Origin of the sequence: methanotrophic endosymbiont of Bathymodiolus puteoserpentis (Logatchev) (assembly GCF_900128525.1) — a bacterium.
Taxonomy (GTDB): Bacteria; Pseudomonadota; Gammaproteobacteria; order Methylococcales; family Methylomonadaceae; genus Methyloprofundus.
Genome location: NZ_FQTQ01000015.1, coordinates 1 through 9,052 on the forward strand (window position 1 = coordinate 1; position 9,052 = coordinate 9,052).

Below are 9,052 nucleotides of genomic sequence, written 5' to 3' on the forward strand. Positions count from 1 at the left end.
TATTTAATACGTTTTCTCAGTCCAAGAAATTGAGGAAGAAGTTGATTTCTTTACTGCGCCCTAGCTCGGAGAACAAGGGCTTTTATAGTGAACAGAGTACTTGATAATTTTTTGTCGTGTACAGAGACATTTTGTATATACAGGCGTTTCTATGCATTACTTTCGGTATCATTACAATATAAATATTGCAGGACAATATGGAAACTCAAGTATCTCACTCATTAACGCGTTATGCGTGGCTGTCTATTGCTGCGGCTATTGCCACTATCGCTTTAAAAAGCTATGCCTATTGGCTTACCAATTCAGTAGGATTATTATCAGATGCATTAGAATCTCTTATTAATTTGGTAGCGGCTATAATTGCTTTGATTGCTTTAAGCATAGCAGCGAAACCGGCTGATAATAGCCATCCTTTTGGACATGAAAAGATTGAATTTTTTTCCAGTGGTGCAGAAGGTATTATGATTCTGTTGGCTGCTTTTAGTATAGCCATTGTGGCATGGGAGAGATTACAAAACCCTCAGGCAATTCAACAAATAGATATAGGCTTGAGTATTTCGGTATTTGCATCACTTATTAACCTTGGCGTAGCACGTATTTTGATTGCTGCGGGAAAAAAACATCACTCCATTACTTTGGAAGCTGATGGTAAGCACTTAATGACCGATGTGTGGACTACGGCAGGTATTATTATCGGTATTGGAGCTATTGCTGGATTGCAGTTTTTCGGGCATGAAGGTTGGGAAATTCTTGATCCAATTATTGCAATATTAGTAGCAATTAATATACTTTGGGTGGGTATTGGCTTAATGCGGCGTACTTTTGCAGGCTTAATGGACGTGGCTTTAAGTTTGGAAGAACAAGGGAGAATCATCGCGATATTAGATGATTTTGAACTGAAACAAGGGATTAAATATCATGCTTTACGCACTCGCTATGCAGGAACGCAGCGTTTTATGTCGGTACATATCCTAGTGCCTGGTGATTGGACAATACAGCAAGGCCATGATTTGCTGGAAAGTATTGAAACAAAAATTAGTAATGAATTTACCAAAATTGATATAGATACGCATATTGAACCGATAGAAGATTTCACCTCTTGGTTGCATACACATAAAAATAGATTAGGAGAGTAACATGCAAAATAAAATTTTAGTTTGGGATTTACCTTTACGTATTTTTCATTGGTTATTAGTGACTGCTTTTGTGGTGGCTTATATCTCCGAAGATGATTGGTTGACAGTGCATGTCTGGGCTGGATATTTGGTTGCTGGGTTACTGGTATTTCGAGTGATATGGGGTATTATCGGTGGCCAATACGCTCGTTTTTCCAGTTTTATTTGTTCGGTGAGTGAATCCAAAGCTTATTTAATAGATCTTGCTAGGTCTAAGGCAAAGCATTATCTTGGGCATAATCCGGCAGGATCATTAATGATAGTTTTACTGCTTATTAGTCTATTGCTAATTGTATTGAGTGGTTTAGTACTTTATGCCGCTGATCAGAATGCTGGGCCTTTAGCCGGTATGATCAGTTCTACTTATGAACATTTTTGGGAAGAAGCGCATGAAATAATCGTTAATTTTACGGTAGTACTTATTATTATTCATATCGCCGGAGTAGTAGTAGAAAGTTTGGTACATGGTGAAAATCTAGTTAGATCTATGTGGCATGGCTACAAGAATAATGACCAACAGGACTAATCCCTCATTCTAAAGGAGTGAAGAATAACATGAAATTATTTTATGCAGTGATAGCGGTTGGGTTAATCTTATTTTATTTTATAGATATCGCGTTTCATATTGATAGTTTTAGCTTAGAAATGCTAACACATAAGTTAGTCCGTTTTTTTGTTGGCTTTGGTATTCTCGGTATATGGGGTTGGTATGAGCAAAAAATTGAAATCAAAATTGCCTTGTATATTGTGTTAGTACTTTTGGTTTCTGATGACATTTTTGATTACTTTCGCAACGTTGATAGTTTAAGTTTAGAAATGATTATTCATGACGTACTTATTATCACTTGGGGGGCTGTAGCGGGTTTCTTTTTTATGCGGCACTATGATCATTAAACTAATGGGTACCGCTAATATTGATAAATCAAGATTGAAGCAATGTTGCTGAGTGATTATGTTGAGCCTATCGTGTTCGCTAGATTTAAGTTTTCCATTTCTATTTACAAAATTTTTAAAATAACCTAGTATGGCACTATGAATTTAGTATTCCGTCGATTTATTATATTACTGCTATTATTGTTACAAGGGTTTTCACCCTTGGTGCATGCGCATGTGCAGATGGTTGATAATGGCGATAGTGGTATTCATATTGATGAAATTAGCCGTGCTTGGCAGGATGCAGATCATGACTTATCACTAAGTAGCGTTAATCATACTTGTGCGGCTATTGATATGCCGTCAGCTATTATTGCGCAAAAGACACTACTGTTAGATGGCGAGCTGTCACATATACTTTTTGTTGATGCTAGACCTAAATTTATTCATAAGCTGATTGTAAATAAATTAATCGGTTTTTCACCACCTGTTTTTATTGCTCCACCTTCTGTAAGTTTATCTGTTATTGCGCCTCGCGCCCCTCCTATACGAAATTTTAATTCTCTTTAAGGTGTTACACGCCTTATTCTACAAATAATAAATTTTTAAAATTTATTTATACATAGCTATATAGCTAATGTGTTCTTTGTATTTGTGCTTTTTTATTTATATTACGTTACGTCAGTGTCCCGCTACCTACCTAGTTTATTCTTGAGTTGAGTGGTTTCTGGGTAATGTTTAGATTAATAAAAGTACTGTTATTTTCTTTTTTTAGGAATAAAAATGTTCGTTAAACCTTTTATTTACCTAGTGCTATGGGGTTGGTTGTTTGGCCTTTCTATAGCGCAGGCTAAAGAGGAGCATATTGTGGATCATGTGGATTTAATTAGCCTTGATGCGCAATTAAGCTTGCCTGATTTAATTAATCAAACCTTAGAAAAATACCCCGATTATGCCTTGATTGCAGCGATGCAACAGGAGAGTGATGCTTTACAAGAGCGTGGTAGTCGTTGGATTTCTGGTGCACCACAGCTACAGGGGTATTATAAAGATGACTTCGCTGGTACGAATACAGGATTTTATGAATTCGATGGCACACTTCAAGTACCTGTTTGGAATTGGGGGCAACGGAGTGCGGGCTTGCAGCTAGCAGAGCAAGCAGGGCAAAGTGTTGAGCAGCAAGTGAAGGCGATTAAATTAAAAGTCGCGGGTTTGGTACGTGAAACATTGTGGCTATTAAAGCTGGAGGATGTACGTTATGAATTGGCAAAAAAAGAATTTTTTTTAGCTGAACGATTAATGCAAACGGTACAGCGGCGTGTTGATTTAGGAGATTTACCTCGTTCTGATTTTCTGTTAGCACAAAGTGCCTCTTTACAGAAAAAAATAGCGTTGATTAATCAGGAAGCTGCCGTTATACATGCGCGTAAGCGTTATTATTTTTTAACGCAGACGTATAAAATACCTGAGCAGATTAATGAAGTGCAAAGTACCGAGAGGGCTATTAATGAAGCACACCCAGAGCTTGCTGCGATGAATGCCATTATTGCTCGAAGAAAAGCTCAAGTAGAATGGGTTAAAGCGCAAGGTTCAGGGCAAACTACCGTCGCTATTGGAGGAGTGACTGAAAGCAGCTCACGTAATGATAGGGCGATTAATAGCATTACCTTTGCTGTGAATGTGCCTTTTGGGGGTAGTGCATTTTTAGCGCCCAAAATTGCTGCTGCAAATCGTAACTTAGTGGCAGCAAAAACACAAAAAATGCATGCATATCGCGCTTTATTAGCAAAATTACATGATGCAGAGCATAGGCTGGAAGTCGAATTAGCTCAATTTGAAATGACGCAACAAATGCGTGCAAATGCGCAGGAGCATTTAAAAATGACTGAGATGAGTTTTAATGCGGGGGAGATTAATTTAATGGATTTTTTAAGGATTCAGACGCAAGCCTATAAGGCGATTAAAAATGCACAAGAAAGTGGCATACGTTTACAACGTGATATTGCCTTTTATAACCAAGCCGTAGGAGTTATGCCATGAGAGTCTTTATCGTTTTAGTTATCTATTTTTTAAGTACACCACTATTCGCAATACAACAAATTACAATATCAGATGCTCAGCTTGGTAATTTAGATATTAAGTTGGGTAAACTACAGCTCATTAAATCCATCCCTTTATTAGAAGCACCGGCAAAAGTTTCTATTCCACCGGCTAATGAATATTTCGTCAGCATTTCTTATGCTGGTTTAGTGAGTAAAATTAATGCCAGCGTAGGTGATGAGGTTGTCAAAGGCCAAGTTTTAGCGACCATAAAAAGTGCTGAGTTGTTAACTTTACAGCAGCACCATTTGAGTTCAATTAATGATTTACAATTAGCAAAATCGAGTTATGTGCGCGACCAACAACTGTATAAAGAAGGTGTTATTGCTAATCGCCGCTGGCTACAAACTAAAACCCGTTATAACGTATTTATGGCGCATTTTAATGAAACACGCCAGTTATTAGAGATTTCGGGGATGTCTGAAAAAGATATTAAGGTATTGGAAAAAACGCGTAAATTGAGCAGTCAGTTAAACGTCGTTGCACCAATTTCTGGCGTTATATTAGAACGCCGTATTATGGCGGGAGAGCGCATTAATGCTTTAGCACCTTTATTTCGACTTGCTAATCTTGATACGCTTTGGCTAGATATTAGTGTGCCGCAACAACATATTGCTCAAGTGCATCTAGGTGATCAAGTTGTTATTGAGGGTTTGGGTGCGGCTGCACGTGTTTTCTTATTAAGTAGAAATGTGGACGAGCAGAATCAAACAGTATTAGTGAGAGCTGAAATCACCGACACACAAGGTAATGTTCGTCTAGGGCAAAGTGTCAATGTCAAAATCAGCCAACACAGTGCCAAAACTTTGTTTAAAGTGCCTAATGCGGCTTTGGCACAATCTTCAGGTATAACGTATTTATTTGTTCGTACTAAGAATGGCTTTGCTGCACAGCCTGTTCAGGTGATTGGTAGAGAGGTTAATGAGAGTATTATTAGTGCTGATAATTTAAATTCTCATCGTGAGATTGCAGTTAAAGGGGCAGTCGCATTAAAAGCTATTCTACTTGGCTTGGGCGGTGATGAGTAATGGCTGCTTTAATTCGTTTTGCCTTAACTCAGCGATTGTTAATGATGCTGGTCACCTTGCTGTTAGTGGGGGGAGGTTATTCGGCCTTTAAACAAATTCCTATTGATGCATTTCCTGATGTATCACCAACACAAGTAAAAATTATTGTCAAAATGGCTGGGATGCCGCCCGAGGAAATTGAAGCGCGTGTTACAGCTCCTTTAGAGTGGGGGTTATTAGGGATTCCACATCAAACTATGTTGCGTTCTATTACTAAATATTCGCTTGCCGATATTACCGTTGATTTTGAAGAAGGAACGGATATTTATTGGGCTAGACAACAAGTTACCGAGCGTTTAAATGCTGTTTGGGCTGATTTGCCGACGGGTATCACAGGTGGTATCGCACCGATGACGACACCTTTAGGTGAAATGTTTATGTTTACCATTGAAGGGGGAGATCTAACATTAATGGAACGGCGTAGTTTGTTGGATTGGGTCATACGTCCAGCTCTGCGAACAGTAACGGGTGTTGCTGATGTTAATAGCCTGGGTGGTTTAGTGCGCTCTTTTGCTGTTGTACCAGATAATACGCTACTTAGCGCACGAAATATCAGCATTGCACAATTAGTCTTAGCTTTACAAAATAATAACCGTAACGAAGGTGCAGGGCGACTTAATGAAGGTGAGGAGGCTTTATTAGTCCGTGCTGAAGGGCGTATTAAAACCTTGGAGGATGTTGCGTCTATTGTCGTGGGAAATAATAATGGCGTGCCTATTTTAGTCAGTGATGTGGCGCGTGTAGAAATTGGCGCATTAACTCGTTATGGTGCAGTTAGTCGTAATGGTGTTGGTGAGGTGGTTGAAGGTTTGGTCTTGAGTCTACGGGGTGCGAATGCAGGAAAGACAGTGGCTAGTGTACGAGCTAAATTAGAAGAATTAAGTACTAGTTTACCTGACGGTGTGCATATTGAAGTCTTTTATGACCGCGGGCAGTTAGTGAATGCTGCCTTATCATCAGTCAATAAAGCACTCTTGGAGGCGATTGCTTTTGTGGTGGTTTTATTGGTGTTGTTTTTGGGTAATTTACGCGCTTCATTAGTCGTGGCTTTGATTTTACCATTAGCGGCTTTATTTACCTTTATTATGATGCGTGTCACAGGCATGTCTGCTAACTTAATGAGTTTAGGCGGTTTAACCATTGCTATAGGTATGTTAGTTGATGCGGCAGTCGTAGTTGTGGAAAATGTTTTAACCCAGTTTTCACAAGGTCAAAAATCTCAGCGCTTGCCACGCCTACATATTATTTATCGAGCCACTCGTGAAGTTGCTGTTCCCGTAGTATCGGGTACGCTTATCATTATTATTGTATTTTTACCCTTACTGGCTTTACAAGGTTTGGAAGGTAAATTATTTGCACCAGTGGCTTTAACTATTGTTTTTGCTTTGGCGGGTGCGTTAATTTTATCATTAACTGTGATTCCTGTATTTGCTTCCTATTTATTAAAAATGGGGGTGATTGAAGAGCCCTGGTTAGCACGAAAAATGCATCACTTATATATGCCACTCTTGCACTGGAGTATCACTAACCGAAAAAAAGTATTTGTAGGTGCCGGGGGCATGTTAATTGTGACGGTTGCTGTCTTTATGCAGATAGGAAGTACCTTTATGCCAACTATGGATGAAGGTGACATAGTTTTACAGTTAGAAAAGTTACCGTCCATTACCTTGCAAAATTCAGTGGCTTTAGATATACAGGTGCAGAAAAATATCATGAAAAATGTGCCTGAAGTAAAAAATATTATCTCACGAGTCGGCTCGGATGAAATCGGTTTGGATCCGATGGGCTTAAATGAAACCGATTCTTTTTTAGAATTACAACCTAAAGAAATGTGGCGTATGGATAGCAAAGAGGAGCTGATGGAAGAAATTCGTAAAGTGATGTCAGGTACGCCAGGTGTTGCTTATGGATTTACTCAGCCAATTGAAATGCGGGTTTCAGAAATGCTAACAGGGTCGCGTGGAGATGTGGCAGTAAAGCTATTTGGGACTGACCTGGATTTACTTAATCATAAAGCGGGAGAAATCGAATCGGTCTTAAAATCTATTACTGGGTCGGTCGATGTCTTTACCAGCCAAAATGAAGGCATGCAATATTTACAGCTCACGATTAACCGTTTAGCCGCCGGTCGTTTGGGTTTGGATGTCGAGCAAATTGAGCAGATTTTACGCGCTCAGGTTGAAGGCTTAAGATTAGGTATTGTACAGGAAGGTATACGTAGGACACCGTTAATTTTACGCGGTGAAAGTTACAGTGCTAACTTTGAAAGCTTATTGATTGCTTTACCTAATGGTAGACAAGTGCCGTTATCGAGTGTTGCTAAGTTGGAAAAAGTAGATGGTATGGTATCAATTAAGCGCGAACAAAGTCAGCGTTTTGTGGTCGTGCGTAGTAATGTCGAAGGGCGTGACTTGGTTGGTTTTGTTGATGAAGCCAAGCAAGCAGTGCAAACTAAAGTGGAATTACCGACCGGTTATTTAGTGCAGTGGGGAGGACAATTTGAAAATCAACAGAGAGCGGCAGCGCGTTTAGCGATTGTCGTTCCGGTGTCTTTATTGTTGATATTCTTATTACTCTTTACCACTTTTGGCTCGGTACGTCAGGCAACTTTGGTATTTTCTAATATCCCTTTAGCCATGATTGGTGGTGTATTTGCACTGTGGATTTCAGGGGAATATATGTCGGTGCCAGCTTCCATTGGTTTTATTGCTTTATTGGGTATCGCCGTGCCGAATAGCGTGGTGTTGCTGAGTTATTTTAATCAATTGCGCGCCACTGGTATGGCGCTATCAGAAGTGATAGTAGTCGGCTCTGAGCGCCGTTTACGTCCGGTCTTGATGACGGCAAGTTTAACAGCGTTTGGTTTATTACCGATGTTATTTGCCACAGGTCCTGGCTCTGAAATTCAGCGGCCGTTAGCGATTGTGGTTATTGGTGGATTGGTTTCATCGACCTTTTTAACGCTAATTTTATTACCCATTTTGTATGAAATGTTCGGTGAAGCAAAACAGGAGCAAAACGTATGAGCAGTCAAGAATATTTAGTGACCATTAATGTGCCTCCTTTGTTAGAAGAAGGGGTGGTAGATTGTTTGTTAGCGATAGAGTCGGCAGATGGCTTTAGTAGTTTAACGGTGAATGCGCATACGAATCATCATGAGCATATGTCTTTAGGCGAGCAAGTTGCAGGGACGCAAAGGAAAATTCGTTTTCAAATGTATATACCCGAGCAGAGGTTAAATAGCTTAATTGATGCTTTAAAGCGTGATTTTTCAGATTCTGGCATACATTATTGGGTGATGCCGGTATTAGATAGTGGGTATATCTAGGGTGTAGTGATGTAATCAAGATTAAAAGCCTGCTTGCCTTAGGAAGGCAAGCAGGCTTTTAGCGAGCTATATGTTGTCATTCAAAATTAATTTAGGCTAAATAAATACCATAAACTTGATTACGGCCCGCTTGCTTAGCCTGATACATAAAAATATCAGCCTGATTAAATAAGCTTTCAATACTACTCATTTCTGTTTCTTTTTGCGCGACACCGATGCTGACAGTAAAGTTGATCTCAGTTTCATCTGCAACTATAGATAATTTAGCAATAGTTTCACGTAATCTTTCCGCTAAAATAAGCGCTTGAATAAGGTCAGTTTCTGGCAGTAATATTGTAAATTCCTCACCTCCCCAGCGAGCTAAAATATCACCATCACGCACCATTTCTCTTAAAGTATTCGCTATGGATTGGAGTGCCTGATCACCTGTTATATGTAAGCGTCTATTCTCCCCACCTAGACAAACATCCCCAATTACTTTAAAGGCTTGATTTTTTCAGTTAAGTTCC

At 39.5% G+C, this 9,052-nt stretch carries 9 protein-coding genes; 8 read left to right on the forward strand and 1 reads right to left on the reverse strand.

The window, feature by feature from the left end:
• Positions 1-197: 197 nt before the first annotated feature.
• From BQ7314_RS00885 to BQ7314_RS00920, 8 genes are all read left to right on the forward strand, one after another.
• A complete protein-coding gene (locus BQ7314_RS00885) occupies positions 198-1,136 on the forward strand; it encodes a cation diffusion facilitator family transporter (RefSeq protein WP_174481826.1) in 939 nt (312 codons plus the stop codon).
• A 1-nt stretch (position 1,137) separates the two neighbouring features.
• Entirely contained in the window at positions 1,138-1,701 is a 564-nt protein-coding gene (locus BQ7314_RS00890; protein WP_174481827.1) for a cytochrome b/b6 domain-containing protein, read from the forward strand.
• A gap of 29 nt (positions 1,702-1,730) precedes the next feature.
• Entirely contained in the window at positions 1,731-2,069 is a 339-nt protein-coding gene (locus BQ7314_RS00895; RefSeq protein ID WP_174481828.1) for a hypothetical protein, read from the forward strand.
• Positions 2,070-2,207: 138 nt separating this feature from the next.
• On the forward strand, positions 2,208-2,618 hold the full coding sequence (locus tag BQ7314_RS00900; protein WP_174481829.1) for a hypothetical protein: 411 nt from the start codon (positions 2,208-2,210) through the stop codon (positions 2,616-2,618).
• Positions 2,619-2,831: 213 nt separating this feature from the next.
• Positions 2,832-4,088, forward strand: a complete 1,257-nt coding sequence (locus BQ7314_RS00905) for a TolC family protein (RefSeq protein ID WP_174481830.1) — start codon at positions 2,832-2,834, stop codon at positions 4,086-4,088.
• A complete protein-coding gene (locus tag BQ7314_RS00910; protein WP_174481831.1) occupies positions 4,085-5,176 on the forward strand; it encodes an efflux RND transporter periplasmic adaptor subunit in 1,092 nt (363 codons plus the stop codon). The genes BQ7314_RS00905 and BQ7314_RS00910 overlap by 4 nt, the downstream gene beginning before the upstream one ends.
• Positions 5,176-8,241, forward strand: a complete 3,066-nt coding sequence (locus BQ7314_RS00915) for an efflux RND transporter permease subunit (RefSeq protein WP_174481832.1) — start codon at positions 5,176-5,178, stop codon at positions 8,239-8,241. The genes BQ7314_RS00910 and BQ7314_RS00915 overlap by 1 nt, the downstream gene beginning before the upstream one ends.
• Positions 8,238-8,543 (forward strand): DUF3240 family protein, encoded by a 306-nt coding sequence (locus tag BQ7314_RS00920; RefSeq protein WP_174481833.1) that lies wholly within the window; start codon positions 8,238-8,240, stop codon positions 8,541-8,543. The genes BQ7314_RS00915 and BQ7314_RS00920 overlap by 4 nt, the downstream gene beginning before the upstream one ends.
• A gap of 91 nt (positions 8,544-8,634) precedes the next feature.
• Here the strand turns inward: BQ7314_RS00920 and BQ7314_RS00925 are convergent, their stop codons facing one another.
• A complete protein-coding gene (locus BQ7314_RS00925) occupies positions 8,635-9,018 on the reverse strand; it encodes a diguanylate cyclase (RefSeq protein ID WP_174481834.1) in 384 nt (127 codons plus the stop codon).
• Positions 9,019-9,052 lie beyond the last annotated feature (34 nt).